This is a genomic window from Amycolatopsis melonis (assembly GCF_040064235.1).
In the GTDB taxonomy this organism is placed as follows: domain Bacteria; phylum Actinomycetota; class Actinomycetes; order Mycobacteriales; family Pseudonocardiaceae; genus Amycolatopsis; species Amycolatopsis melonis.
Genome location: NZ_JBDZYD010000004.1, coordinates 134,429 through 158,982 on the forward strand (window position 1 = coordinate 134,429; position 24,554 = coordinate 158,982).

At 72.8% G+C, this 24,554-nt stretch carries 26 protein-coding genes; 16 read left to right on the forward strand and 10 right to left on the reverse strand.

Features of this window, described 5'->3' with window-relative positions; all coding sequences use genetic code 11:
- Nucleotides 1–30: 30 nt before the first annotated feature.
- Nucleotides 31–405, reverse strand: a complete 375-nt coding sequence (locus ABJI51_RS11610; RefSeq protein WP_348950010.1) for a VOC family protein — start codon at nucleotides 403–405, stop codon at nucleotides 31–33.
- Complete coding sequence (locus ABJI51_RS11615) at nucleotides 402–1,130, reverse strand: arsenate reductase/protein-tyrosine-phosphatase family protein (RefSeq protein WP_348950012.1); 729 nt, start codon at nucleotides 1,128–1,130, stop codon at nucleotides 402–404. Before ABJI51_RS11615 ends, ABJI51_RS11610 begins: the two co-directional genes overlap by 4 nt.
- A 98-nt stretch (nucleotides 1,131–1,228) precedes the next feature.
- On the opposite strand from ABJI51_RS11615, the gene sfnG reads away from it, so the two are divergent.
- The 7 genes from sfnG to ABJI51_RS11650 all read left to right on the forward strand — a co-directional run bounded on the left by sfnG (nucleotide 1,229) and on the right by ABJI51_RS11650 (nucleotide 10,129).
- Nucleotides 1,229–2,371 (forward strand): dimethylsulfone monooxygenase SfnG, encoded by a 1,143-nt coding sequence (sfnG, locus tag ABJI51_RS11620; protein ID WP_348950014.1) that lies wholly within the window; start codon nucleotides 1,229–1,231, stop codon nucleotides 2,369–2,371.
- On the forward strand, nucleotides 2,368–3,543 hold the full coding sequence (locus ABJI51_RS11625; RefSeq protein WP_348950015.1) for an acyl-CoA dehydrogenase family protein: 1,176 nt from the start codon (nucleotides 2,368–2,370) through the stop codon (nucleotides 3,541–3,543). The genes sfnG and ABJI51_RS11625 overlap by 4 nt, the downstream gene beginning before the upstream one ends.
- Nucleotides 3,544–3,642: 99 nt before the next feature.
- Entirely contained in the window at nucleotides 3,643–5,673 is a 2,031-nt protein-coding gene (locus ABJI51_RS11630; protein WP_348950017.1) for an NB-ARC domain-containing protein, read from the forward strand.
- A gap of 163 nt (nucleotides 5,674–5,836) precedes the next feature.
- Nucleotides 5,837–6,361 carry an RNA polymerase sigma factor gene (locus ABJI51_RS11635; protein ID WP_348950018.1) on the forward strand — a complete coding sequence of 175 codons (525 nt, stop codon included), beginning with the start codon at nucleotides 5,837–5,839 and terminating at the stop codon, nucleotides 6,359–6,361.
- 41 nt (nucleotides 6,362–6,402) lie between these two features.
- Complete coding sequence (locus ABJI51_RS11640) at nucleotides 6,403–7,644, forward strand: ABC transporter substrate-binding protein (protein ID WP_348950020.1); 1,242 nt, start codon at nucleotides 6,403–6,405, stop codon at nucleotides 7,642–7,644.
- Between the two features lie 53 nt (nucleotides 7,645–7,697).
- Nucleotides 7,698–9,317 carry a hypothetical protein gene (locus ABJI51_RS11645; RefSeq protein WP_348950022.1) on the forward strand — a complete coding sequence of 540 codons (1,620 nt, stop codon included), beginning with the start codon at nucleotides 7,698–7,700 and terminating at the stop codon, nucleotides 9,315–9,317.
- Between the two features lie 152 nt (nucleotides 9,318–9,469).
- The gene (locus ABJI51_RS11650) at nucleotides 9,470–10,129 is read left to right on the forward strand and encodes a hypothetical protein (RefSeq protein ID WP_348950024.1); all 660 of its coding nucleotides are present in this window, start codon (nucleotides 9,470–9,472) and stop codon (nucleotides 10,127–10,129) included.
- 7 nt (nucleotides 10,130–10,136) lie between these two features.
- On the opposite strand, the gene ABJI51_RS11655 is transcribed toward ABJI51_RS11650, so the two are convergent.
- Nucleotides 10,137–11,330: an oxygenase MpaB family protein gene (locus ABJI51_RS11655; RefSeq protein WP_348950026.1), complete on the reverse strand. Its 1,194-nt coding sequence runs from the start codon at nucleotides 11,328–11,330 to the stop codon at nucleotides 10,137–10,139.
- Nucleotides 11,331–11,466: 136 nt separating this feature from the next.
- On the opposite strand from ABJI51_RS11655, the gene ABJI51_RS11660 reads away from it, so the two are divergent.
- The 5 genes from ABJI51_RS11660 (at nucleotide 11,467) to ABJI51_RS11680 (ending at nucleotide 15,615) form a co-directional block, all read left to right on the forward strand.
- On the forward strand, nucleotides 11,467–12,132 hold the full coding sequence (locus tag ABJI51_RS11660; RefSeq protein ID WP_348950028.1) for a TetR/AcrR family transcriptional regulator: 666 nt from the start codon (nucleotides 11,467–11,469) through the stop codon (nucleotides 12,130–12,132).
- 236 nt (nucleotides 12,133–12,368) lie between these two features.
- A complete protein-coding gene (locus tag ABJI51_RS11665) occupies nucleotides 12,369–12,578 on the forward strand; it encodes a hypothetical protein (protein ID WP_348950030.1) in 210 nt (69 codons plus the stop codon).
- A 78-nt stretch (nucleotides 12,579–12,656) separates the two neighbouring features.
- A complete protein-coding gene (locus ABJI51_RS11670) occupies nucleotides 12,657–13,898 on the forward strand; it encodes an MFS transporter (RefSeq protein WP_431605606.1) in 1,242 nt (413 codons plus the stop codon).
- 227 nt (nucleotides 13,899–14,125) lie between these two features.
- A complete protein-coding gene (locus tag ABJI51_RS11675; RefSeq protein ID WP_348950034.1) occupies nucleotides 14,126–15,406 on the forward strand; it encodes a GGDEF domain-containing protein in 1,281 nt (426 codons plus the stop codon).
- Nucleotides 15,407–15,474: 68 nt separating this feature from the next.
- Nucleotides 15,475–15,615 (forward strand): hypothetical protein, encoded by a 141-nt coding sequence (locus ABJI51_RS11680; protein WP_348950036.1) that lies wholly within the window; start codon nucleotides 15,475–15,477, stop codon nucleotides 15,613–15,615.
- A gap of 270 nt (nucleotides 15,616–15,885) precedes the next feature.
- Here the strand turns inward: ABJI51_RS11680 and ABJI51_RS11685 are convergent, their stop codons facing one another.
- On the reverse strand, nucleotides 15,886–17,025 hold the full coding sequence (locus tag ABJI51_RS11685) for a glycosyltransferase (protein WP_348950038.1): 1,140 nt from the start codon (nucleotides 17,023–17,025) through the stop codon (nucleotides 15,886–15,888).
- A 103-nt stretch (nucleotides 17,026–17,128) separates the two neighbouring features.
- Between ABJI51_RS11685 and ABJI51_RS11690 the strand changes: the two genes are divergently transcribed.
- Nucleotides 17,129–17,590, forward strand: coding sequence for a hypothetical protein (locus ABJI51_RS11690; protein WP_348950040.1), 462 nt, complete (start codon nucleotides 17,129–17,131; stop codon nucleotides 17,588–17,590).
- A gap of 108 nt (nucleotides 17,591–17,698) precedes the next feature.
- Nucleotides 17,699–18,520 (forward strand): NBR1-Ig-like domain-containing protein, encoded by an 822-nt coding sequence (locus ABJI51_RS11695; RefSeq protein WP_348950042.1) that lies wholly within the window; start codon nucleotides 17,699–17,701, stop codon nucleotides 18,518–18,520.
- Between the two features lie 51 nt (nucleotides 18,521–18,571).
- Here ABJI51_RS11695 and ABJI51_RS11700 read toward each other — a convergent pair whose 3' ends face one another.
- On the reverse strand, nucleotides 18,572–19,003 hold the full coding sequence (locus ABJI51_RS11700) for a hypothetical protein (RefSeq protein ID WP_348950044.1): 432 nt from the start codon (nucleotides 19,001–19,003) through the stop codon (nucleotides 18,572–18,574).
- A gap of 211 nt (nucleotides 19,004–19,214) precedes the next feature.
- Between ABJI51_RS11700 and ABJI51_RS11705 the strand changes: the two genes are divergently transcribed.
- Complete coding sequence (locus ABJI51_RS11705) at nucleotides 19,215–19,970, forward strand: ZIP family metal transporter (protein ID WP_348950046.1); 756 nt, start codon at nucleotides 19,215–19,217, stop codon at nucleotides 19,968–19,970.
- Nucleotides 19,971–19,980: 10 nt separating this feature from the next.
- Here ABJI51_RS11705 and ABJI51_RS11710 read toward each other — a convergent pair whose 3' ends face one another.
- The 3 genes from ABJI51_RS11710 to ABJI51_RS11720 are packed head-to-tail and all read right to left on the reverse strand — an operon-like array spanning nucleotide 19,981 to nucleotide 22,266.
- A complete protein-coding gene (locus tag ABJI51_RS11710; protein WP_348950048.1) occupies nucleotides 19,981–20,892 on the reverse strand; it encodes a S1 family peptidase in 912 nt (303 codons plus the stop codon).
- Nucleotides 20,893–20,943: 51 nt separating this feature from the next.
- Nucleotides 20,944–21,957 (reverse strand): SDR family NAD(P)-dependent oxidoreductase, encoded by a 1,014-nt coding sequence (locus ABJI51_RS11715; RefSeq protein ID WP_348950050.1) that lies wholly within the window; start codon nucleotides 21,955–21,957, stop codon nucleotides 20,944–20,946.
- A 48-nt stretch (nucleotides 21,958–22,005) separates the two neighbouring features.
- The gene (locus ABJI51_RS11720) at nucleotides 22,006–22,266 is read right to left on the reverse strand and encodes a hypothetical protein (RefSeq protein ID WP_348950051.1); all 261 of its coding nucleotides are present in this window, start codon (nucleotides 22,264–22,266) and stop codon (nucleotides 22,006–22,008) included.
- 123 nt (nucleotides 22,267–22,389) lie between these two features.
- Here ABJI51_RS11720 and ABJI51_RS11725 point away from each other — a divergent pair, with 123 nt between their 5' ends.
- Nucleotides 22,390–22,794 carry a MerR family transcriptional regulator gene (locus ABJI51_RS11725; protein WP_348950053.1) on the forward strand — a complete coding sequence of 135 codons (405 nt, stop codon included), beginning with the start codon at nucleotides 22,390–22,392 and terminating at the stop codon, nucleotides 22,792–22,794.
- 9 nt (nucleotides 22,795–22,803) lie between these two features.
- Here ABJI51_RS11725 and ABJI51_RS11730 read toward each other — a convergent pair whose 3' ends face one another.
- A complete protein-coding gene (locus ABJI51_RS11730; RefSeq protein WP_348950055.1) occupies nucleotides 22,804–23,685 on the reverse strand; it encodes a CU044_5270 family protein in 882 nt (293 codons plus the stop codon).
- Nucleotides 23,678–24,268, reverse strand: coding sequence for an RNA polymerase sigma factor (locus tag ABJI51_RS11735; protein ID WP_348950057.1), 591 nt, complete (start codon nucleotides 24,266–24,268; stop codon nucleotides 23,678–23,680). Before ABJI51_RS11735 ends, ABJI51_RS11730 begins: the two co-directional genes overlap by 8 nt.
- Between the last annotated feature and the right edge of the window lie 286 nt (nucleotides 24,269–24,554).

Here is a 24,554-nt window from a genome sequence, read left to right on the forward strand (position 1 = left end):
GGCAGCTCGGCGCGCATTCGTTGCCGACCGTCAGCCTCCAGGCTGAAACAGCTCAACCAGATTCCCCGCGGGATCCGCCAGGAGGATCTGCCGTCCACCCGGCCCCGCGACCACCTCCCCGCGGAACCGCACGCCCGCCCCCGTCAACCGGGCGATCTCCGCGTCGAGGTCGGTCACCACCAGATGGATGCGGTTGCGTCCGGGCGCCGCCGCGTCCGCGGGGGTTGCCCGGGCGCCGGAGCTGGCCGGACCGGACAGCAACAGCCTCAGCGGTCCGCGGACGACGTCGGCGAATGCTGTGCCCGCCGTCATCCGGACCGTGAAGCCGAGGTGGGTGGTGTAGAACTCGACGGCCGCAGGGACGTCGTCCACGATGTACCGGACACTGGCGTGCTCTTCGGTCACGGCCGGACCTCCTTCTCTTGTGCTGCACCGAGTTCCGGCAGCAGGTGCCGGATGCGCGTGTCGATCTCGGCCGCCGTCCGGGAGAATGCGGCGGGATCGGCGTCCGTCGCCGGGTCGGGGATGCTCCAGTGGCGGCGGTGGGGGAAACCGGGGCAGACTTCGCGGACCTTGTCGCACAGGGTGATCACGTGGTCGAACCGGCGGCGGGCGACGGCATCCAGGTGCTGCGGCCGCTGCCCGCCGATGTCGAGGCCGAACTCCTCGCGCAGCACGCGGACCGCTCCGGGGTGCAGGGCGGGCTTGGGGTGACTGCCCGCGCTGGCCACCGTCGCCGTCGCGGCTCGGTGGCGCAGCAGGGCCTCGGCGATCGGGGAACGGGCGCTGTTGCCGGTGCAGAGGAACAGCACCGCGACCCGCCCGGGCGGCGGCGCGGGTTCGGCACGCAACGCGGGGTGCAGTGCCGCGCCGGTCCCGGCCAGCTCGGCCGAACAGCGGCCGAGATCGAGGTGGTAGTAGCTGTCCCGGCCGTCGAAGCTGCTGCGCCCGGCCGTGACCAGCCCGCCGTCCCGCAGCAGCCGCAGGTGGTAGGAGACCAGGTTCTGCGGCTCGCCGACGTGCTCGGCCAGCTCCCGGACCCGCAGGTCGCCGCGGGCGAGCGCGGTCAGCAGCGCCCACCGCAGCGGGTGCGCGGCCAGCCGGACGAACGCGGGCGGCTCGGTTCCCATCACCGGATAATACCTCAAACCCGTTTGATGGAACAGGCCTGTTTCCCATGACGTGGATGCCGTTGCCGCCGGGGGACGCGGTGGCCCACGCTGCGCTCATGACCTTCGCGGAATCCACTCTCCATGAACCGCTGAAATTCGCCTATTGGGTACCGAACGTCAGTGGCGGGCTCGTCACCAGTGATATCGAGCAACGCACCGACTGGGGGTACGAATACAACCGGGATCTCGCGGTCGCCGCCGAGAACAACGGGTTCGAATACGCGCTGACGCAGGTGCGCTACACCGCCAGCTACGGCGCTGCATACCAGCACGAATCGACCGGGTTCAGCCTCGCGCTGCTGCTGGCGACGCAGCGGCTGAAGGTGATCGCGGCCATCCACCCCGGACTGTGGCATCCCGGTGTGCTCGCCAAGTTCATTGCCAGTGCCGACGTCCTGTCCGGCGGCCGCGCGGCGGTGAACGTGGTCAGCGGCTGGTTCAAGGACGAGTTCACCGGGCTCGGCGAGCCCTGGCTCGAACACGACGAGCGCTACCGCCGTTCCGAGGAGTTCATCCGGGTGCTCAAGGCACTGTGGACCGACGACCACGCCGAATTCTCCGGCGACTTCTACCGCATCCACGATTTCGACATCAAGCCCAAACCGGTTTCCGGTCAAGACCGTCCGCATCCCGAGATCTTCCAGGGCGGCAACTCCACGGCGGCCCGCAAACTGGCGGGCCGGGTCTCGGACTGGTATTTCAGCAACGGCAAGGATTACGACGGCTTCAGCGAGCAGGTGGCCGAAGTGCGCGGCTACGCCGCCGAGAACGGCCACGCCGTCCGGTTCGGCCTCAACGGCTTCGTGATCGCCCGCGAAAGCGAGGCGGAAGCCCGCGAGGTGCTGCGGGAGATCGTCGCGAAGGCCAACGTCGAGGCGGTCGAAGGGTTCCGCTCGGCCGTGCAGCAGGCAGGCAACTCCACGGCGGACAAGAAGGGCATGTGGTCGGACTCGGAGTTCGCCGACCTCGTGCAGTACAACGACGGCTTCCGCACCCAGCTGATCGGCACGCCCGAGCAGATCGCGCAGCGCGCGATCGAGTACAAGCGGCGGGGCGCGAGCCTGCTGCTGCTCGGCTTCCTGCACTTCCGGGAGGAGATCGAGTACTTCGGCAAGCATGTGCTGCCGATCGTCAGGGAACTGGAAAAGGACATCGACCGCAGCGCCGCGACGCCCGAGCCGGTGGGGAGCCGAGCATGACCGACTGGATCGAGCGCGCCCGCGAGGTCGCCGCCAAGCTGGCCGTGGACGCCGTCGAGCGCGACCGCCGCGGCGAAACCCCGTACCAGGAAGTGCAGCTGCTCAAGGACACCGGGCTGGTCACCCTGCTCGGCCCGCCGGAGCACGGCGGTGGCGGGCAGACCTGGGAGACCGCGTACCGGGTGATCCGTGAGATCGCCAAGGCCGACGGCTCGATCGGGCAGCTGCTGGGTTACCACTACCTGTGGGCATGGGCGGCCCGGCTGGTGGCGACGGACGAGCAGATCGCCGCCGTCGAGGAACTGGCCACAAAGGACAACCTGTTCTTCGGCGGCGCGGTGAACCCCCGCGACTCCGACCTGACCATCACCGAAGACGGCGACACGCTCGTCTACAACGGACACAAGTCGTTCTCGACCGGCAGCAAGGTGTCCGACCTGACGGTGCTGGAAGGCGTACTGGCGGGCACCGAGGACCACATCTTCGCGATCGTGCCGTCGAAGCAGGAGGGGATCACCTTCCACGACGACTGGGACAACATCGGCCAGCGGCTCACCGAATCCGGCAGCGTGACGATCGAGAACGTGCGCGTGCCGTGGGCGTCGGCGGCAGGCTACGTCGACCGGAAGTTCCGGCCGCTGGTGTACAACACGCTCAACGTGCCGGCGATCCAGCTCGTGTTCACCAACTTCTACCTCGGCATCGCCCAGGGTGCGCTGGAAACGGCCTTGGCGTACACCAAGGACCGGACCCGCGCGTGGCCCTACGGCGGTGACGACAAGGAGACCGCCGCGGAGGAGTGGTACATCCTCGACGGCTACGGCGACCTGCAGGCGAAGCTGTGGGCGGTGGAGGCACTGACCGACCGGGCGGGGGCGGCGATCTCCCGCCTGCTGCACGCCCCGCGCGAGGAGCTGACCCCCGAAGCCCGGGGCGAGGTGGCGGTGCTGATCGCCGCGGCCAAGCAGCGCACGGTCGACACGGGCCTGGAGATCGCGACGAAGATCTTCGAGCTGACCGGTGCCAGGGCGACGGCGGCGAAGTACGGCCTCGACCGCTTCTGGCGCAACCTGCGGACGCACTCGCTGCACGACCCGCTGCCGTACAAGCGCCGCGAGGTGGGTGCGTACGCACTCCTCGGCGAGTACCCGGCCCCGACCTGGTACACGTGATCGGCAGGCGACCGCAGCCCCGAACCACCTGACCAGCCGCTGTGTCCGCCTCCGTGACCGCGCCACCATGGGACGTGGTGCCTCACGGGGAGGGGATCCATGCGCACGGACGAGCCAGGTGCGGCGGCGGACCGGGTGCTGCCGCGTCAGCTGCCCGCGGCACCCGCCTGGCTGATCGGGCGGGACGCCGAGTCCGCCGCGCTGCAGGACGCGCTGGCGGCCGCTCCGGTCGCGGTCGTCGAAGGGCCGGGCGGGATCGGCAAGTCGGCGCTGGCGCTGCACTGGGCCCACCGCAACGCCGCCCGCTTCCCCGACGGCCAGCTGTACGCCGACCTCGGCGGGTTCGGCAGGGCGGGGGTGGTCGCCAGCCCGCTGTCGATCCTGCAGGGCTTCCTGGGCGCGCTGGGTGTTCCGCAGCAGGCGGTGCCCGCGGCCGAAGCGGCCGCCGCCGCGCTCTACCGCAGTGTGCTCGCCGGCCGCCGTCTGCTGATCGTGCTCGACAACGCCGCGGAGCTGGCCCAGGTGGAGCAGCTGCTGCCCGGCTCGCCGTCCTGCCGGGTGCTCGTGACCAGCCGGACGGCGCTGCCCGGGCTCCGGCGGTACGGGGCGGTCGCGGTCCGGCTGGACGTGCTGCCGCCGGACCGGTCGCGCGAGCTGTTCGCCCGGCTGGCCGGGCCGGACGTGAGCGCCGCCGATCCCTCGGCGGTGAATGCGCTGGCCGAGCTCTGCGGCGGGCTGCCGCTGGCCCTCGCGCTGCTCGCGGCCCGGGTGGCCGCCGAACCCGAAGTGCCGATCGCCCTGCTCGCCCGCGAGATGGGCGACGGCGGGCTGGCGGCCTTCGACGCCGGTGACGGCTCGGCCAGCCTGCAGGCCGTCCTGTCCTGGTCGTACCGGGCGCTCGGCGAGGACGAGGCGAGGGCGTTCCGGCTGCTCGGTGCCGCGCCCGTGGACGAGCTGGGCGTCGCCGCCGCGGCGTGCCTGCTCGACGTCCCGCGGGAGACCGCCGCCGGGCTGCTGCGCACACTCGCGCTGAAGAACCTGGTGACGCAGTTCCGGCCGCGCCGCTACCGGTTCCACGATCTGGTGCGGCTCTACGCGCGGAAGCTGGCCTTCGAGGTGGGGGCGATCGTCGAAGCGGACGACGCGACCGCGCGGCTGGCCGACTTCTACGCCACCGCGGCCCTCGAAGCGGACCGGCGGCTGTATCCCCACCGGAGCCCGGTGGACGCCGAGACACCCGCGCGGCTGCGGTTCGCCGACGAGGACGAGGCACTGCGGTGGTTCGCCGAAGAACACCGCCAGCTGACGATCGTGCAGAGCGTGGCCGCCTACCAGGACCGGCCGCGGACGGCGTGGCTGCTGTGCCGGGCGCTGGACACCTACCAGTACCGCACCGGGCGCGTGCTCGACAATCTGCGGACCGCCGAGCTGGGGGCCCGTGCGGCGCGCCGGCTGGGCACGGACACCGCGCGGCTGCTGTCCCTGCGGCAGCTGGGCCGGGCGCTGACCCGGGCGGGGGAGCCGGCCCGCGCGGCGGCGTGCCTGCGGGAAGCACTGGCGGCCGCCGGGACGGACCCCGGCGAAAGCGCGCACACCCGGCACGACCTGGCCAGGGTGCTGGGCCTGCTGGGCGACCACCGGGCGGCACTGGCGGCGGCGGAGGAGGCGGCCGGGCTGTACGAGCGGGCGGGCAACAGCGTCGGGCGGGCGCACGCGCTGGCTTCGGCCGCCCGCCAGTGCGCCGAACTCGGCGACTTCGAGCGCGCGGCCCGCACTGCCCGGCAGGCACTGGCACTGCACGAGGAGCAGCGGAATCCCAGCGGCGCGGCGGTCACCTGGGACGTCCTCGGCTTCGTCGCGCTGCGCACCGGCGACCTCGGCGAAGCCGGACGCTGCTACGGAAAAGCCCTGGAACTGAGCCAGGAACAGCAGAACGCGTTCTTCGAAGCCGAAGTCACCGAGCGCCTGGCCCAGGTGCACCGCGCGGCGGGGCGGGCCGGGCAGGCGGCCGAGGCGTTGCGGGCCTGCTGCCGGTTGTACTCGGGGCAGCACCGGCTGGACGATCACGAGCGGGTCCGGGCGGAGCTGGTGGCGGTGGTGACGCGGCCGGAAACGTCTCTCGGCCGGTGACCGGAATACCGGCCGGCTGACAATTCCTGGACAAATACTAGCCCTTTCGGGTGACATCGGGCGCGGCGGCGTGCCTCGGGGGTATCTCGTCCGGCTACCCCGTTGTGGCTGCGCGCGCAACCCGCCGGTGAAAACCCGACAGCACACCGAAGGGCGATCCCGAGTGAGCATCGACCGGCATTCCAAGGAATTCGCCGACCTCAAAAAGCAGATCGAGGAGGTCTACCCGGATTTGCGGGCGCGGGTGCGCCGGTACGTGCTGGCGCAGGGGCGCGGGCTGGACTGCGAGGAAATCATCGACGAGGTCTTCCACCGATTGTGGCGCAGGCTGGTGAAAGGGGGACCGGTGTCGTCGCACATCGGGCTGGCCATCCGGATCGCCCGCAACATGATCTGCGACGAGTTCCGGAAGAAACACGCCGTGCCCACGAGCGAGGTCGACGAAATCGCCGCGAACTTCGATCTCGCCGAGGACCGGTGCGGCAGGCTCGACCTGTTCGCCGCGATCATGCGGCTGGCCCCGGACCTGCGCGAAGTGGTGGAGCTGCGGTACCTCGACGACCTGTCCGAAGCCGAAACGGTCGGCATTCTCGGCATCAGCCGGGGAAAGGTCGCCCGCCGGCTCGCGGTGGCACTCGAGGAGCTGAGACGCCTGCTGGACATCGACCGGTTGCCGGGTTCGGCGTAGATCTTCGACAGCAGTGGAAACCAGACTGGAGTGTGTCTGCGATGCGTAATCGACGAGAACCGTCCGATGCAGGCGAGGAGAGGATCGACCACAACGATCTCGAAGCTCGCCTCGCCGACCTCCGCCATGCGATGTACGAATCTTCGTTGCGCCGGAACGATCCCGGGCGGCAGGAGAGGTTTCTGGCCCGCCTGTTCGGGGACGAGCTGCCTGCCGACACCTTCGCGTCGGTCGTCGAGGCGCGCGAGCTGGGCCACGACCGCGACCGCCCGCCCGATCAGGCGGGCGGCGGGGTCTTCCGGACCCGCCGCCACTGGCCTGCCGTCGCCGCCGCCGTCGCGGCCGTCGCGATCCTGGTCGCCGGCTGTCTCTACTTCTTCCAGCGGGGCCGCGACTCCGTCCCGGTGGCCGACCCGCCGTTCGTCACGGTCAGGATCGGCCTGCTCGACGTCGTCGACACCGCCCCGCTCTACCGCGCCCTGCAACGGGGTTACTTCGCCGAGGAAAAGATCCACCTGGAGATCGAGAAGTTCCGCGGCGGCCCGGACGCCATCGCCCAGCTCGCGAGCGGGCGGCTGGACATCGCCTTCACGAGCTACCCCGGCGCGTTCACCGCACAGGCGAGGGGAATCGCGCAGGTCAAGATCGTCGCGGCGGCCTACGTGGCGCGCAACGGCCACCTGATGATGATGGGCGCGCCCGGCGGGGGGTTCACCGAGGGCAACCAGATCGCGGGCAAGCGGATCGGCGTCGTTTCCACCGGGTCGATCTCCGACATCGGCACGACCGAAGCGCTCCGCGGCTACCACGTGGACCCGGCGACGATCCGCTGGGTCCCGATGTCGATGGACGCCATGATCGGCGCGCTGATGCGGGGCGAGATCGACGGGGCGGTGCTTGCCGAGCCGTTCGTCACCAAGGCGGAAAAGGCCGGTGCCGTTCCGATCTTCGACGTGACGGTGGGCCGCAACGCGCACCTGCCCCTGTCCGGCTGGTTCTCGACCGCCGAGGAGACCGGGCGGGAGCCCACCGTCATCGCCGCGTTCCAGCGGGCGCTCGCCCGCGGGGTCGCCGACGTCCAGAACCGTGCGGTGCTCAACTCCGTCCTGGTCGAAAGCCTCGGCGTCGCGCCGGGGGACGTCGACGACGTGCGCATCGCGACCTACCCGCCGGTGATCGACGTCGACGGCATGCAGAAGGTCGCCGACACCATGAAGGACCTCGGATTCGTCAAGGAGCGCCTGGATGTCCGCGACATGCTGCTGGCACCGCCCGGCGGCTGAAGGGAGCACACCGGATCTCTCTCCCAGCAAGCCCGGTCTCCGGAGGTCTCGACATGGCGGTCGTGGTCACCTACGCGCACGACGAGGAAGGCAAACGCCTCGCGGGATCCCTGGTGGCGGTCCTGCGGGCGCGCGGGCTGGTGGTGCTCTGGGACGGGGATCTGAAGGTCGAGAACGTCTCGTCCCAGCCGGCCTGGATGATCGCGAGCATCCGGGACAACCTGGTCGTCTGCGTCCTTTCGCCGGACTACGCCCGGAACTTCGGGGTGAAGTCGCCTGCCGGTGGCCGCCGGGGCGTGCAGTTCGAGAGCCACCTGGTGATCGAGAAGTTCTACAACCAGTGCGAGGCCACGAACTGCCCGATCGTCCCGGTCGCCGCGCCGGGCTTCGCGGCCGAGGACGCGCCCGAACTGCTGCGCAGCATGACGATCAGCCGGTACGACCCGGACACCGGCGAGGGCGCGGAGGAGATCGCCGTCCGGCTGCGCCGGCTCGGGGCCTGCGAAGCTCCGGCGCCCGGGCGGGACCCGGACGACGTGCTGCGGGACCTGCGCTCGGCGTCCGCCGGCGCCGACGCCGTGCCGGAGCTGATGCGCGAATGGCTGCGGCTGGTCGAACGCGGCGTGGTCGACCACGAGCACATCGTCGCCGCCCTGCCGGTGGTCGAGGACGCCGCGGCCGGCGGCGGTGGCGCGCAGCTGCTGGAGGAGGTGACCTACCGGGTCCTGGCCGGGCTGAACACCCGGGCAGGACCCGGCGGCGACCGGCGGGCCAAGGCACTGGTCCTGATCGGCGGGCTGGGCTGGCTCCTGCGGCGGCGGCGCGAGTTCCGGCTCGCCGAGGCCGTCGTGACCGAGGGCGTCGAGCTGGCCAGGCAACTGGGGGAGCCGACGATCGCCGCGCTCGGGCTCGCCTGCCTCGCCCACGTGCACCGCGGGCTCGCCGAGGACACCACCGGCCGGGCGCGCACCGACCACCTGCGCACCGCGCTCGCCGAGGCCGGGGAGGCCGTCAAGCTGCTGGAGGAGGTCGGCGACCGCACCCGCGAGATCGGGGTGTGCGAGCACGTGTACGCCCACGTCTGGTTCACCCGGTACCTGCTGCTCGGCGGGCGGCGGTCGCTGAACCGGGCGCACGCGCTGGCCGAGCGGGCGGCCGGGCACCTCGCGCAGCGGATGACCGAGCACCCGGAGCTGATCCTCCTGCGGGCCGAGATCAGCGTGCGGGCAGGCGACTTCGCCCGGGCCGAGCAGCTGGTCGACCGGGCGGTGCGGGCACTGACCGCCACGGTGAACCACACGGCGACGTCGGCCAGCCTCGTCGGGCGCGCGCACATGGTGTTCGCCTGGATCCACCGGCGGACCTGCCCGGCCCGTGCGGGCAAGAGCGTCGAGAAGGCACTGAAGATCTTCGACGAGGCTGGGCTGTCCCGTGCCGCGGACTGCAGCAGGTGGTTCCTCCTCACGCTGGATCCGCGCTCGGCGGGCATCCGGGCCAGGGACGTGGCGGTCCTGGAGCGCATCTGCCCCGACGTCCGTGTCCGGCTGCTGGCGGTCGAGGAGCGGCGGCGCCGGTCGCTGGAGAAGATCCAGGCGCCCTGGCGGCCCTGCTCGGTGTGGCGCGACATCGTGCGCAGCGTCCGCGGGTCCGCGGCGGGCACCCCGGACCGGTGACGCCGCGGGCGCTGCGGCGTTCGCAGGCGAGCCGGCGGCAGTAGTGTCGGCGGCGGCCGCGCGGGCCGCCCGTGAGACACTTCGAGCAGGCCGTAGCTGCCGCAGGCGAGGTGGCGAACCGTGGGGGCGGTCGAGGTGAGACCGAGGACGTCATGACGTATCCGCAGCAGCCCGGGCCGCCGGGACAGCCCTATCCCGGCCAGCAGCCCTACCCCGCGCCCTCGGGTGGTTTCCCGGCTCAGCAGCCCGCGCCGTCGGGCGGCTTCCCCGCCCAGCAGCCCTACCCGGCCCAGCCCTATCCCGGCCAGCCGTACCCGGGCCAGCCGTATCCCGCCCAGCCGCCGTATCCGGGCGGGTACGGGATGCAGCCGCCGAAGCCGAGCGGGGTCACGGCGATCATCGCCGGCGTGCTCGCGGTGCTCGGCGGGCTGCTCTACCTCATCGGGCTGGTCGGCGGCGTCGTCGGGATCGCCAGCGGCTACACGCCCGGGCTCTTCATCCTCCTCAGCATCCAGAACCTGGTGCTGACCGGAACCCTGCTCCCCGGCGGCATCCTGCTGTTCGTGCGCAAGCCCGTCGGCCGGATCCTCACGATCGTCGGCAGCTCGCTGGCGATCCTGCTGTCGGTCGTGTCGGTGGTGCTGAGTGCGGTGGGCGTGGGCTACTTCGGCGTCGGCGGGATGCGGGTCGGCGGGGCGTTCCTCGGCCTGCTGCTGGTGCTGATCCCGGCCGGGGCGACGCTGACGCTGGCGATCGTGAAGCCGACCGCGCTCTGGTGCGGCCGCGCCGCGCCCGGTCAGCAGCCGTACTGACCCGCGCTCACCCGGGACGGTTCGTCTCCGGGATCACGATGTCCACCGGTTTCCCCTCGGACAGGTAGAACATCATGAGCCGCCGGACGACCTCGTCGAGCGTCCAGGCGATCGGCGGGAGCAGCGGCAGCGGGACCAGCTTTTCGCGCAGCGCCACGAACTGCGGGAAACCGGTGCGGATCAGCGGGTCCCAGACCGGCTCGCGGGGGACCTGCACCCAGTCGGCGACCCGGTCGCCCGCGACGTACCGGGTGAGCGCGTTGAGCAGGTCGCGGGCGATCGGCTGACCCGGGCCCGCGGCCTGGCTCGCCATCGTCAGCAGGGTGTCGGCCAGGGAGACGCCCTCGGGCGTCGGTCCCATGACCGGGTCGAGGATCTGCCGGGACTGCGCCTGCGCCGCCTCCCACGTGGCCGGGATGTACTCGTCCGGGACGCCGAGCAGGTGCGCGTTCACCTGCCACAGGTGCAGGAACGCGGCGGATTCGGCGGCGCTGACCGGGACCCGCCACTCGGCCAGCCTGCGCATGACGAACGTCGGCAGGCTGTGCCAGGTGACGAGGATTTCGTGCTGGCTGATCGGGATCCGCCCGCCGCCGGTGCGCGCCCAGCCCGGTGACTGCGGCAGCAGGTGCCGGACCGCGGCGTGCACCAGCCGCGTCTTGACCGCCGTCACGATGATGTGGCCGTCGGGGTGGAAGGCGTTGAGCTCGTGCAGGTCGATGCCGAGCTTGGTCGTCTTCGCGATGCGGTCCCTGATGTCCGCGCCGCCCTTGGAGTAGTAGACCGCGCGGGCCTCGCCGGGGATGGCCGTGCTCATCATGCCGCTGCCCAGCCCGTAGCCCAGCAGCAGGTACGGGCCCTTGACCTGGGTGAACGCCGCCGCCCGCTCGAGCTTCGCGGGATCGGCCCAGGCGGGCAGCCGTCGCGCCCGTTCGATGAACGCGTGCAGGTCGTCCGGCAGCCCCGCCGGCAGCGGCTGGTCGTTGCGGGTCCAGGTCCGCAGCAGCTCGTTGACGCGGGGCACGTCGCCGCGGTCGAGGAGGGCGGCGACGAGCGGATCGGCTTCGGCGTCCCACACCCAGCGGGGATCGGTGCCCGTCCCCGCCCGCGCGACCGAGCCGCTCGGCGACCACGTCCAGGCCAGCGCGCCGAGGGCGCCGCCGCCCGCGATCAACATCTTCCGCCTGCTGAATCCGTTCATGCGCCGGGCTCCTCTTCGAGTCTCCGATGATACGGTGATACGCGTGGCGTAATTGCGTATCTCATCCAGGGGAGCACAGGCCGGGCCGCCTGGCCAGAGGCCCGCGGCGCTGTATCGGTTCAAGGAGGGGCAGCCGGTGGAACCTGTACGATTCGGCGCGATGACGCCGGATTCCCTGCTGGAACGCGCACTCGCCGAAGCCGTCGACGGCGCCGACGACCACGACGAGCTGACCGGCCGCGTCCTCGACGGCGCCTACGAGCAGTTCTGCCTGATGGGCATCCGCCGCTCGACGATGGAGGACGTCGCCCGGCGCGCCGGTGTTTCCCGGATCACCGTCTACCGCCGGTTCGCGACGAAGGACGCCCTGGTCGAACACGTGGTGCGGCGCGAGTTCCGCCGGTACTTCGCCCGGTTCCGCGCCGACATCGGGCAGGCGGCCACCGCCGCCGACCGGGTTGTGCTGGGTTTCGTCAGCGCGTTGCGCGCGATCCGGCACAACCGCCTGATCGGCGGGCTGATGGCGATCGAACCGGAGGTGCTGGTCCCGTCGATGGTCAGCGACGGCGGCCGGACGCTGGCCGCGGTGCAGCGGTTCGTCGCGGGACAGCTGCGCCGCGAGCAGGCGGCGGGCACCGTCTCCGCCGCGGTGGACGTGGAGCTGGTGGCCGAGCTGATGGCCAGGGTGTCGGCGTCCTTTTTGGTCACTCCGAGCTTCGTCGTCGACCTCGACGACGAGGACCAGGTGCGGGACCTGGCCCGCAAGTTCCTCGTGCCGATGCTGGAACCGCCGGGCCGCTGAGTCCGCCGAGTCCCCTGAGTCCACTGTGGACGCATCGGTGCGCGCGGTCGCCCGCCGCGGGAACCGCCACCCGAATGGACGCAGCCCGGACCGGCCTGCTGCTCGTACCGTCGATCACGGGGAGGTGCCGTCCGGTGCCGCCCCGTGCACGAGGGGGGTCGCACCGGATGATCCGTCTCGGGCGCTCCGCTGCACCGCCGCACCCGGCGGTGGCCCGGTTCCCTGGAGGCTGAGCCATGCCCGACACCGAGGACCCCGTCGCCGCGCAGAGATCATCCGGACGCCCGTGGTGGCCCTGGGTCACCGGCCTCGTGCTGGTGGCCGTGGCGGCGGTCGTGTGGATCCTCGCCCCGCACCGGTACGGGCTGCCGATCGGGCTGTTCCTGCTGGCCGTCGCGGTCGTGACACCCCGGCTCCCGGTTCGCCGCCGCCCGGAAGCGCCCTGATCACCGCTGCCGGTTGCCCCAGGCGCTACGCTGAGCACCTTGAACGGCGCGCTCCGTGACGGCCTGGAGGGGTGGGGGATGCAGGGGACGTGGTCGGCGTTCGCCGTGCGCGGGTTCCGGGTCGTGTGGCTGGCGGGCCTGCTGTCGGTGGCCGGGGACCAGCTGGCGCGGGTCGCGCTGGCGATCCTCGTCTTCGAGCGCACCGGCTCGGCGGGGCTGAGCGCGGCGACCTACGCGCTGTCGATGCTGCCCGCGCTCGTGTCGGGCGCGCTGCTTTCCTGGCTGGCCGACCGGTTTCCGCGCCGGCGCGTGCTGGTCGCCTGCGACGTCGTCCGGGCGCTGCTGGTCGCCGTGATGGCCGTGCCCGCCGTGCCGCTGCCGCTGATGGCCGCCCTGCTGGTGCTGGTGCAGCTGGCCGAGGCGCCGTTCTCCGCGGCGCAGGGCGCCGTGCTGCCGGAACTGCTGGGCGGCCGGTACGAGGCGGGCCAGGCGGTGCAGCAGGTGACGACGCAGCTGTGCCTGGTGCTGGGCTTCGCGGCCGCCGCGTTCGTGGTCACCGGCGTCGGCGCGCACGCCGCGCTCGCCATCGACGCCGCCACCTTCGCCGTCTCCGCCGTGCTGCTGCGCACCGGCCTCGGCGTCCACCCGCCGCCGTCGGACGGCGTGGCGGACGGCGTGGTCGGCGGCGCGACCTGGTGGCGCCGCTCGTGGCACCAGGTGGCCGCGGGTGCGGTGGCCGTGCGCCGGGACCGGCGGCTGACGACGCTGGTGTGGCTCGGCTGGCTGGCGTTGTTCACCGTCGTGCCCGAGGGGCTGGCCGTGCCGTTCGCCCGGCAGGTCGGCGCGGACGGCGGCTGGGTCGGCGTGCTGCTCGCCGCCGAACCGGCCGGTGCGGTCGCCGGGGCGCTGCTGCTGCGGCGGATCGCCCGGCCCGCGCGGGTGCGGGCCCTCGGCGTGCTCGCCGTCGGGACGTCGGCGCCGCTGATGGCCTACTGGGCCCAGCCCGGCCTGGGCGCGGCCCTGGCGCTGCTGTTCGTCTCCGGGATGTGCTCGGCCTACCAGGTCACCGCGGGCGCGACGTTCGTCCAGCTGTCCCCGCCGCAGGTGCGGGGCCGGACGCTGGGGTTCGCGCGCACCGGGATGGTCGCCGGGCAGGGGCTGGGAATCGTGCTCGGCGGGCTTCTGGCACAGCTGGCCGGCCCGGCGACGGCGATCGCCGCGGCCGGGACCGCGGGAGCGCTGGTCGCACTCGCCGCGGCCGCGGCCTGGGCGCGTCGCCGTCCGGACGCGGTTTCGGCCGCGTTGCCGGCCGAAGCCTGAGGTCACCAGCCCTTGTCGCTCATCGCGTGCTCCTTCCCGGTGCGTGGGGAGATCCTTCGCGGGTCACCAGCTCTTGTTGCGCATGGGCTCGCCTTTCTGTGCCGTGGGCCGGTGCGGCAGGCCACCGCACCCAGTCGGGTCGTGCTTGCCGGAATCGGCTGACATCCTGCCCCAGCCAGACTACTGTGGGCAATCAGGTGATCACGGGCGCGTGGGGAGGCGCTGCGATGAGGGGAGACGGGGTCACCGCCGGGGACCGGGCATCGCCGCGGTGGAAGCTGTGGTCGCTGCCTGCCCGCGTGCGGTTGCTGGTGCTGGGGGCCGACCTGCTGGCCTTCGGCGTGCTCGTGCTGGCGGCGGGGGAGACGCCCACGCCGCCGGAATGGGCGTCGGCGGGCTGGCTCGCCGCCGCGGCGCTGCTGCACCTGCACGCTTCGCACCTGATCGAGCGACGCCGCCGCGACCGCTCGGGCTCGCCGTACGTCGACCTCTGCAGCGTCTGGATCTTCGCCGGGGCGGTCGTGCTGCCGCTGCTGCTGGAACTGGCGCTGGTGGCGGTCATCTACGGCCACCGCTGGGTGCTGGTCAACCGGTTCGACGCGGTCCGCCCGCCGCACCGGACGGTGTTCACCGCCGCCACCCTGGCACTGGCCGCCACCGCCGCGTCCGCTGTCCTGCGGCTGAGCGGCACCCACGAGCACCTGGCCCGGCTCGGGGACGGCTTCCGGCCCGGCTGGGCCGACCTGGCCGCGGTGCTCGCCGCGGGGGCCGTGCAGTGGGGCGTCAACACCGCGCTCGTCGGCACGGTGATCGCCTGGACCGTGCCCGCCGGGAACCCGCGACGGCTCCTCGGCACCGCCTCGGACAACCTGCTGGAGCTCAGCCAGCTGGCGCTCGGCGTGTTCGTGGCGCTCGCACTGCTGTGGTGGCCGCCCGCCGCGCTGCTGATGATCGTCCCGACCTACGCGCTGCACCAGTGCGTCCAGCTCGACCAGTTCAAGCTCGCCGCGCGCACCGATCCGCGCACCGGGCTGCTCAACGCGATCGCCTGGCAGGAGCAGGCCGAGCACGCCCTCGAGCGCGCCCGCGCGGCCCGCGGCCGGATCGGCGTGCTGATGATCGACCTCGACTGGTTCAAGCGCATCAACGACACCCACGGCCACCCGGTCGGCGACGACGTCCTCGCCGAGGTGGCGACCGCGCTCACCAAGGCCGTCCGGCGCGGGGACACGGTCGGCCGCTACGGCGGCGAGGAGTTCGCCGTCCTGCTGCCCGACGTCGACGAGGCCGAGGTACGGGCGATCGCCGAGCGGATCCGGCTCCGCATCCGCTCGCTGCGGATCACCACGCCTTCCGGGGAGCCGGTGACGCTGTCGGCGACCATCGGCGCGGCCCTCGATCCCGAAGTACCCGAAGCGGGCCTCGACGGGGTCATCCGCGCGGCGGACAACGCGCTGTACGCGGGCAAGAAAGCCGGACGCGACCGGGTGGCGCTGGCCGCGTTGTGACCGTCACCCGGCCAGGCGAATCGGCGGACCGGATGTTTGCCGCGCCCGCGCCGGGGCATCTGCTGCCCATGGCTGAAGCGGGAATCACCGAGATGACGGGCCGGGCCGGAGTCGTCGCGGCGCTGCGCCGCGTGCTGCTGGCGTTCGGCGTCGGCGGCGCACTGGCGTGCGTCGGCTGGATGGCGCTGTGGCTGGCAGTGCACATCTAAACCGGCACGTCTAGCCGGCACGTCCAGCCGGAACTCCGCCGGCGCCGGCCGGGTGCTCCGGCCGGCGCCGAGGCCGTCACTGGCAGGCTTCGCAGTCCGGGTCGTCGATGCGGCAGGCGGCACCGTCGGTGAGCGGGAAGTCGAAGTCGTCCAGCTCGGGGACGGTGGCGGTTTCTTCCGTGGCGGGCATGGTTTCTCCTTTGCCGACGTTCGGGTTCCAACCCTCTGTAGCGCCGAAGATCGACAGGCATTCCGTGACGCCCGCCACACTCACCCGGGTGACAGTGCGGCGACGAAGTCCGTGAGCGGCGGCAGCTCGGCGATGCGCCGCCGGAATTCCCCGGCGGCGGACCGGAAAGCGGGCTCGGCCAGCACGCGCGAGACCGCTGCGGCCAGCGTCTGCGGGGTGAGGCCCGCCGGGTCGACCTGGAGACCGAGGCCCAGTTCCGCGACGCGGGCGGCGTTCGCCGGCTGGTCGGCGAACAGCGGCAGCGCCACCATCGGCACCCCGGCCGTCAGCGCCTCGCGCACACTGGCGAACCCGGCGTGCGTCAGGAAAACGCGGCAGCTGGCGAGCACCGCGCGTTGCGGCACGAATCCCGCCAGCTCGACGTTCGCCGGACGCGGACCCGTCCACGACGTCACCGCCGCTTCACTGCCCAGCGCGACCACGGCCGGGACGTCCAGTGCCCCCAGCGCCTCCACCACGATCGTCATCAGCGCGGACTCCGCGGGCAGCAGCGCCTGGACGTTCGAGCCGAAGGCCGCGAACACCGCCGGCCCGTCTCCGGCCGGTGGCACGGCCGGTTCGGGCACGCGGTGGTAGCGGTGACCCGGGGTGCGCTGCTCCGGCGGGTACCACGCCTGCGGGAGCAGGCCCGCGGTCAGCCGGTCGGCGGCCGCGCCGGACGGCGGCAGCCCGAGGCCGCCGCGCAGGACGTCCAGCCGTGCGGCCAGATCCGGCACGAGCCTGCTGATCAGCGGGGCGACGTCCACGACCGCGGACGGCACGCCGAGCACCTCGGCGGCCAGGAGCCCGCCGTACTCGTTGGTCTCCCGCACGATCACGTCCGGGCGCCACCCGGCGGCGACGACGTTCGCGGCGAACTCCGCGGTCATCGTGTCGTTGAACAGCGGCAGCGCCAGCGGCCCGGTCAGCTCCGGCCGCCAGCGCCGGAGTTTCGCGGGCAGCTCCGGGTCCACCAGCTCCGGCCGCCGCCCGAGTTCTCCGGGGGTCAGCACGTCCGGCAGGACGACGACCGGCACCCCGAGGCGTTCGACGTCCTCGGCGACCGCGCCGCCGGTGGCGATCGCGACCTCGTGCCCCGCGGCCTGCGCGGCCCGCGCCAGCGGCACCAGCGCGGGCAGCAGGTGGGACCGGATCGGCAGTCCCGTCAGCAGCACCCGCATCGCGCCCCCTCGATCGTTTCCGGTCCAGGCTAGCGGGGGCGGCGCGGGCCGGTGGGGCGGAATTCGCTGCCCTTTGGCGAAGCTGGCTGCGAGGATGTGTCCGATGTCGACGATCGAAAAACTGCGCGCCGGAGTGGCTGCCCTGGTCGGGACCCGGGCCACCGGCTTCGGCCGGACACTGGACATCGCCGAGGCGGGATTCGCCCGCGGCGCGGTCGAAACACGCCTGCACGCCCAATGCCCGTTCCGCGTCAGCCTCGATGATCGCGTCCTGTTCGGCACGGTCGACATGGCCTACCCGGGCCGTGCGGACGCCGACGCGGGCGAAGCCTGGCGGACGAACACGACGATGTTCGACAAGCACGCCCGCCGGTTCACCGAACGGTTCGCCGCCGCCGAGCACGTCGTCGAGTCGGCGGAGCTGGGCCGGGCGGGCACGCTGACCCTGCTGCTCACCGGCGCCCTCGTGATCGAGGTGCTTCCGGCCTGCGGTGGCCCGGTCGAGCAGTGGCGCCTGTTCGACCGGGGTGCCGTCGATCACTACATGTACCCGGAATCCGCCTGAGCCAGCCCCGGCGTCCACCTCGGAGTGATCTTCACCGGCCGCCGTCGGCGGGCGCGGCGCGGCTGCGTTACCGTCGCGACCGGGGGTGTGTCGGGGGAAAGGCGGTGCATGACGATCGAGCAGGTGGACGGCCGCAAGCGGGGACGCCGGGCGTGCCGTCCCGATCCGGATGCCGGGCCGGTCGCGGGGTTCGCGCACGCGCTGCTGGCGCTCAAGGAGGAGGCGGGCGACCCGTCCTACGACCGGATGCGCAGCGAATTCGGGGCGGTGGCGTCGAAATCGGCGCTGGCGGCCGCCGCGCGCGGGCTGCAGCTGCCCAGCTGGGAAACCACCTGGGAGTTCGTGCGGCCGCTCGCCGTCACCGTGCTCGGCCGCGACGAGGAACAGACCCGGCTCGAATGGCGCGCCCGCTGGAGCGCCGCACGCCAGGACGGCCCCGCGGAACCGGAAAGCGGGCCGCGGCCGGGCCGCCACGGCTGGGTACTGGTCGCCGTGCTCGTCGTCGTGGTGGTGGCCGCGGCCGTCGTCGTCGCCGTCAGCGCGCCGCGGACCCGCGGCGGCGAACCGTCGCTGCCCATCGAGGGCGACGCCTCCAGCCTGGTCGCCGACGTCACCTACCCGGACGGCAGCCGCGTCGCGCTGAACGAGCGGTTCGTCAAGACCTGGCGGCTGCGCAACGCCGGCACGGTCCCGTGGCACGGCCGGTTCCTCCAGCGCCTGCCCCCGCTCGACGGCCTGGACGTCTGCCACACCGACGCACGCGTGCCGCTGCCGGACACCGAGCCCGGCGCCGAGGTGACCGTCAGCGTGCCGGTCCAGGCGCGCGGCACGCCCGGGCCGTGCCAGGTGTACTGGAAGATGGTCGACTCGGGCGGGCGGCTCTACCTGCCGCAGTCCAACGGCATCTACTTCCTGGTGCACGCGGGCTGAGCCCGGCCCCGCGAGGTCTCACGGGACCGGGCTCGGTGCTCAGATAAGTGCTCAGATGTAGTAGTCGACGTTGACGATCAGGCTCGTCCCGCTGCCCTTCACCCGGACCTCGAGGTTCGACAGCGTGTTGGCAGGCCACTTGACCAGCCCGACGCCTGCCTTGCCGCAGCCGATGCCCTGCCACGGGTCCGGGTGGACCGCCTTGCCCATCCGGGCCTCCACGCACGCGGCCTGGTTGGTGCCCGACTGGGTGTTCCACTCGACCCGCAGCTTGCCACGCCAGCCGCTGGCCGGGCTGGTGTAGGAGCACTGCTTGGACACCGGCCCGAACTTGGCCAGCGCGCCGGAGGCCGTGCCCGAGCACAGGGAAAGGGTGCCGGCCTGGGCCGGGGCGGCCGTCAGGCCCGCCGACAGGCCGGCGAGTGCGACGGCCGTCCCGACGACGGCGGCGGCGCGGGCGGGCTTCCTGGTCTTGGTGCGCATGGGAATGTCCGATCCTTTCTCGACGACCGGCGGTCTCGTGCCGGTACCCGGACGACCCTCGCAGCGCTGTGCGGACCGGGACAAGAAGAGCAATGTCCGGGGAATGTCCGTGCACATCAGGACAATCTTTTGTGCTCGCTTTTGTGTGCCCGGCGGCGCATCCGGGTAGTCCGTTCCCGGACGGTCACGACGTCGGCGGAAGGGGCTGTGCGTGCCGCAATGGGCGGAGGCGGGACTGTGGGGACTCCTCGGCGGGGTGGCGCTGGTCCTCGGCGCCGCGGTCGCGTGGTGGGTGCGCGTGCCACGGCGGGCCGTCGCGGGGATCATGGCCTTCGGGGCGGGTGTCCTCATCTCCGCGCTGGCCTTCGACCTGGTCGACGAGGCCCAGCACGCGGGCGGGCTCGGGCCGACCGCGGGCGGCTTCCTCGGCGGCGCCGTCGTCTACGTCGCGATCAACGTGCTCCTGGCCCGGCGCGGCGCCCGGCACCGCAAGCGCTCCGGCGGCCACCAGCCGTCCGAACAGGACACCGCGGGCAGCGGGGCCGCCATCGCCGTCGGCGCGCTGCTCGACGGGATCCCGGAGTCGGTCGTGCTCGGCGTGTCCCTGCTCGGCGGCGGCGGGATCGGGATCACGGTGCTGGCGGCGGTGTTCATCTCGAACGTCCCGGAAGGACTGTCCAGCGCGGCGGGCATGAAGACGGCCGGGCGCAGCGCCGGGTACGTCTTCGGCGTGTGGGGCGGCATCGCGCTGGCCAGCGGGCTGGCGGCCCTGCTCGGCAACCTCCTGCTGCGGACGGCGTCCCCCGCGACGGTCGCCGCGATCACGGCGGTGGCCGCGGGAGCGATCCTGGCGATGATCGCCGACACGATGATCCCGGAGGCGTTCGAGCGCACGGAGCTCTACACCGGCCTGCTCGCCACACTCGGCTTCCTGACGGCGTTCGTCATCGGGCACGCCGGCGGCTGAGCGCCGCGGCTCAGCCGATCTGCTCGCGGATCCAGCCTGCCACGACGTCCACCCGCGCGATCGTCTCGGCGCCCGGCCCTGGGCACGGCGGTCCGGTGTTGACGATCGCCACCAGTGTCCCGGTGTGGTCGTCGTCGGAGACGAAGAACGGGCCGCCGGAGTCCTCCGGGCACGGCCCGTTCTCGACTGTGCGGGTGCCGACGGGCAGGGCCTCCAGCGTGGTGGCGTCGACGGCCGAGACCCGGAACCGCCCGCGCTTGAGGTGGTCGGACGGCCCGAGCACGGTCGCCGAGTGCGACCCCCAGCCGGCGAACTGCAGCTGCTCGCCGACCGTGGGCCGCGTGCCGGGCAGCCGCACCGGGACGACGTCCTCGACCGGCGTGCTGAGCTCGGCCAGCGCCAGGTCGTTGACCGGGGACTGCCGGACGTCGACGACCTCGGCCGTGTGCCCGCCGGGATCGCTGTCCTTGAGCTTGCCGACGGTCACCGTCATCGTGTACTGCGGCCGCCCGCCGACCCGGACCTCGTTGACGTCGTGGAAGCAGTGCCCGGCGGTGATCACCCACCGCGGCGCGATCAGCGACCCGCTGCAGGCGCCGCTGCGCACCCCGCCGCCGGGGACCGGGATGTCGTCGGAGACGAGCTTCGCGTTGAACGGCAGGATCGGGTTCGGCGCTGTGTTCTTGGCCGGGTTCTCGGTCGGGTTCTCGGCCGGGTTCGTGGCTGGGTTCGTGGCCGTGCCCGCCGGGGCCGCGGGGTCGGGCAGGCTGTGCCCGCCCGGCCCCGCGGCCAGCACCGGTCCCGGGCCCGCGGTCGCCGGCCCCGTGGCGGTGTGGGCGAACGCGACACCGGCCCCCGCCAGCACCGCGACCGCCATCGCCCGCGCGCGGAAGCGCCGTCGTCGTTCCGAAGAAGTCCTCACACCCTTGAAGCACGGACGAGAGCCCGGAAAGGTTGCGAGTCCGGCTCTTTCTCACATCCGGAACGCGTTCACACCGGTCAGCTCGGCCGAAAGCGCCCAAAGCCGCTCGGCTTCGCCGGGGTCGACGGCATGCTCGCGGACACCGGCGACCATGTCGGACCGGTCCGTCGGCTCGGCGACGTCGCAGTCCTCGCAGTACAGCCCGCCCAGCCCGGCCAGCTGCGGGGAGGTCGCCGCCCAGACCTGCGTCGCCGCGCCCTGTTCCGGCGTCTTGAACTCGGGGTCGGCGAGCCTGCCGTCCTCGTCGACCCAGCCGCGTTCGACCATTTCCGCGCGGGTGAGGTGCCGCAGCAGCGGCGTGAGGATGGCGCCGGGGTGCACCGAGAACGCGCGGACGCCGCGGTCCCGGCCGAGCACGTCGAGGTGGACGGCGAACAGGGCGTTGGCGGTCTTGGCCTGGGCGTAGGCCAGCCAGCGGTCGTAGCCGCGCTCGAACTGGACGTCGTCCCAGCGCATCCCGGAGAGCTGGTGCCCCGCCGAGGACACCATGACGACGCGCGCGCCGGGGTTGATCGCCGGCCACAGCAGGTTGACCAGGGCATGGTGGCCGAGGTGGTTGACCGCGAAGTGAGCTTCCCACCCGGCGCCGACGCGGGTTTCCGGGCAGGCCATGATCCCGGCGTTGCCGATGACGATGTCGAGCCCGCGGCCCGAGGCGAGGAAGTCCTCGGCGAAGTGTCGGACGCTGCCGAGATCCCCGAGATCCAGTGCGGCGACCTCGGCAGTGCCCGCGGCGGTGGCGCCCTCGGCAGTGGCTCCGGCAGTGGCGGCCTGAGCAGCTGCGACCTCGGCAGCGAGCGCGGCGCGGGCCTCGGCGGGTCGCCGCGCCGGGACGATCACGTGCGCCCCGGCGGCGGCGAGGGCCCGGGTGGTTTCGGCGCCCAGCCCCGAATAGCCGCCGGTGACGAGGGCGGTCCGGCCGGTGAGGTCGATGCCGTGCAGGACTTCCGCGGCGGTGGTGCGGTGGCCGAAACCGGAGCCGATCTTGTGCTGGTGCGTGTTCATGACGGCGAAGCTAGGAGCTTGACCGCGGTCTAGGTCAACAGCGGCCGCTCAGGGACGCTGGACGTACAGGTCCCAGCCGAAGTCGGTCGCCTCGGCGCAGTAGTACCCGAGTGCGCCGTTTTGGCGCACCTCCAGTTGCCCGTCCGCGTCGCACTGCGACAGCTTGCCGCGCCATTCGACAAAATCCCAGTAGGACGCCTGGGCCGCGGTCCCGGTGGAGAGCAGGGCGGCGATCGCCACCAGCCCGCCGATCAGGACTCTCGCGCCCAGTTTCTTCAGTGCCGTCTTCTTCACTGCCGTCTTGTGCATTGCTGTCGGCCTCTCGTCGGGGTCGGTCGGCGTCAAGAATCGGGGCAGGCGCGGGCCGGTGTCGATCCGTTTCGGGCCGGAGTGAAACCGGTCGGGCCGCCACGGGGATTAGCATCGGGGCCTGTGGAGCTGGGAATCGGGCAGGTGGCCGAACGCACCGGGATGAGCGTGCACGCCTTGCGGCTGTACGAACGGGAAGGACTGATGGCGGGCCCGGTCCGCCGGGACGCGGGCGGGCGCCGCGTCTACACCGAGTGGGACGTCGAGTGGCTGCACTACTGCACGAAGTTCCGCGCGTCCGGCATGCCGCTGGCCGAGATCCGGAAGTTCGCCGACCTGGTGCGCCAGGGCCCCGGCACCGAGGCGGAACGGCTGGAACTGCTGCGGGAGCACCAGGAACGCGTGGTCGCGCGGATCGCCGAGCTGACCGAATGCCTCGCCGTGATCACGAACAAGGTGGACGTCTACAGCGAGCACGTGGCGCGGGGGAGCGCGGCCGGGCTGTGGAGCCACCCGGCCGCGACCTGACCCGGGCCGTCAGGGACGCTGTCCCGCGCGGTCCACGAACGTCTTCACGGTCACCGCGCTGTCGTCGGTGCCGAGGAACTGGTAGGTGGTCGCGTCGAAGACCAGCACGACCGGCTTCGCCTTCGGGGACGCGCCGGGCCCGACCGGCCACGTGATCCCGACACCCGGGCGGCCCGCACCGTCGGTGACGTGGTCGAGGGCGGTCAGGCCGGGCACCTTCGCGGCGGCCGCGAACAGTGCCGCGTACGCCGCCGGCGGGAGGAACTGCTCGTCGGCCAGGCTGAGCACGTCCTTGCCCATGGCGTTGACGTTGTCCCGCTGCGCGCCGGGCCTGCTGTAGAGGTAGGCGAGCATCGCGTCGGCGGTCGTCGGCAGGTCTGTCCGGTAGGCCGGGGACGGCTGGCAGTCTTCGAGTGTTCCTTCCTTGCTCGGGTCGTTGGCGCCGTAGATGGGGGCCTTGCCGTCGCGGCAGCCGGGGATCTTCGTGTCGCCGATCAGGCCGTCGCGGGTGCCGTCGACCGAGAACCACACCTCGCGGGTGTGGTGGGCCCGGTACTCGGTCTTCACGTAGAGGAACTGGTCGGGCCGCGGGGGCTTGGCCGGTGCCTTGAGCGCCGCGTTCGCCGCCGCGGTCAGCACCTTGACCGGATCGGCGTGCGCGACGGCGGGCCCGACCCCGATGCGGTCGGCCGGGGCGAGGGCCACCACGGCGGTGATCGCCGCGGCCAGCCCGATCGTCGTGGCGCCGGCGGCCCAGAACCAGCGCCGTGTCCGGCGGGGCCGTCCGCCGCGGGCCGCGGCCAGCAGCCGCTCGCGGGCGGGGGCGAGGTCGTCGGCCGACGCGAAGCCGACGGTTTCCGCGCGTTCGCGGATCAGGTCCAGTTCATCCATGACCGGAGGTCTCCTTCACGAGGTCGAGGGGGCCGAGAGCGGCGCGGACGTGGCCACGGGCGCGGTTGAGCCGGGACTTGACGGTGCCGACGGGAATCGCGAGCGCTTCGGCGACCTCCTGGTAGCCGAGCCCTTCGGCAGCGACGAGCAGCAGGACGTCCCGTTCCCGCGGCCGCAGCGCGGCGATCGCCTGGTCGAGCCGTCCGCCGAGGGCCTGCGCGCTGACCTGGTCGGCAACCCGGTCGGCATGCCCGGCTTCGGCGGCGGGCGGCCCGAGCGCCAGCCGCAGTTTCAGTTCCCGCAGTTCGGTCCGCCGCTGCCGCGAGACGAGGTTCGTGGCGATGCCGTAGAGCCACGGCCGCGCATCCGGCCGCTCGGTGTCGAACTTTCCCCGCTTGTCGAAGGCGATCAGGAAGGTGTCGGCGAGCACGTCGTCGGCGGCGGCCGGGCCGAGCCGCCGCACCAGGTACCGGTGAATGTGCCGCGCATGCCGGTCGAAGATCACCGAGAACAGGCTGGGCTCGTGCCGCGACCGCGCGATCACGCTCGCGTCGTCGTCGGCATCTTTGTCTTCCGGGGTCATCGCCCGCCTTTCGCTCCGGCCAGTGTCATCTGCTCTTGCCGGGCGGCGGTCCCCGGGTTCCGGAATTCCGGGGTGACGCGCGTCACGCCCCTGGAGGAGGTGGCCGGGGCTCGCGGCGACCGCGCCCATGACGGCCTCCGGTGTCCCGGTCGGGGGTGGCGCCCGGTGCGGAGTCCAGCTCGGCTGGGTGGCGGATCACGGGCTTCGGGTCCGGGCCACGTCGTTCGGCGGTGTGCGTGTTTGCCTGGGAGCCGGAGTTGTGCCGCGGTTATCGAAAGGGCGCGGA